1 protein-coding gene and 1 pseudogene are annotated in these 1125 nt (G+C 54.8%); both read left to right on the top strand.

Going from position 1 to position 1125, the window contains the following annotated elements:
- Positions 1 to 892 (top strand): ferrochelatase (hemH, locus tag WH277_RS00435; protein WP_339503719.1); only part of this gene is annotated, 892 nt, incomplete at its 5' end.
- Between the two features lie 89 nt (positions 893 to 981).
- Positions 982 to 1125: pseudogene (locus WH277_RS00440) on the top strand (inosine/guanosine kinase); the annotation flags it as partial.

Here is a 1125-nt window from a genome sequence, read left to right on the forward strand (position 1 = left end):
CGTAAAACGTTATCTTAAACAGTTTCTTAGCGATAAACGCGTGGTCGATACCCCGCGCTGGTTGTGGTGGCCGATCCTGAATATCGGCATTCTGCCGCTGCGCTCTCCGCGTGTGGCAAAACTGTATGCTTCCGTCTGGATGGACGAAGGTTCTCCGCTGATGGTGTATAGCCAGCGTCAGAAAGCCGCGCTGGCCGCACGGCTGGATATGCCTGTGGAGCTGGGGATGAGCTATGGCAATCCGAGCCTGAAAAGTGCTCTCGACAGCCTGATGCAACAGGGTGTTAATCGCCTGATTGTCCTGCCGCTCTATCCGCAGTTCTCCTGCTCGACCGTCGCTGCGGTGTGGGATGGCATTACCGACGTCTTCGCGGGTTACCGCAGCCTGCCGTCCGTGCAGTTTATCCGTGATTATGCCGAGCACCCGGCCTATATTGCTGCGTTGAAGGCCTCGGTTGAACGCTCTTTTGCACAGCACGGCAAGCCCGATCTGCTGGTGACCTCGTTCCACGGCATCCCGCAACGCTTCGCCAATGAAGGTGATGATTATCCCCAGCGCTGCTATGACACCTTTAACGCGCTTACGGCGTCACTGGGGTTGGGCAGCAGCGAAGCGATGCTGACGTTCCAGTCACGTTTTGGACGTGAGCCGTGGCTGATGCCATACACCGATGAAACCATGAAATCCCTGCCTGCCAAAGGCGTGAAGCATGTGCAGATTATGAGCCCGGGCTTTTCATCTGACTGCCTGGAGACGCTGGAGGAGATTAACGGTGAGAACCGTGAGATCTTCCTCCATGCGGGGGGGACGCGTTTTGAATACATTCCGGCGTTAAATGATGATGAAGCTCATATCACCATGATGCTGGAGTTGGTCAACCAGTACCGCTAAAACAGCGGCAGGCCATGTTCCCTCGGTGATCGTCACAGAGCGCAATTGTGCTATGATTGCGCTCTGAACCCCTTCTGTAGCCTGCAATGATGAAATTCCCCGGTAAACGTAAATCCAAACACTATTTCCCCGTCAGTGCGCGTGATCCCTTACTACAGCCGGTTCTGCCGGAAAACGATGCAGCTAACAGCTGGATTGTCGGTATTGATCAGATCCTCGTTGATATTGAAGCC

It is taken from the genome of Erwinia sp. MYb416 (assembly GCF_037479575.1).
Lineage (GTDB): Bacteria > Pseudomonadota > Gammaproteobacteria > Enterobacterales > Enterobacteriaceae > Erwinia > Erwinia rhapontici.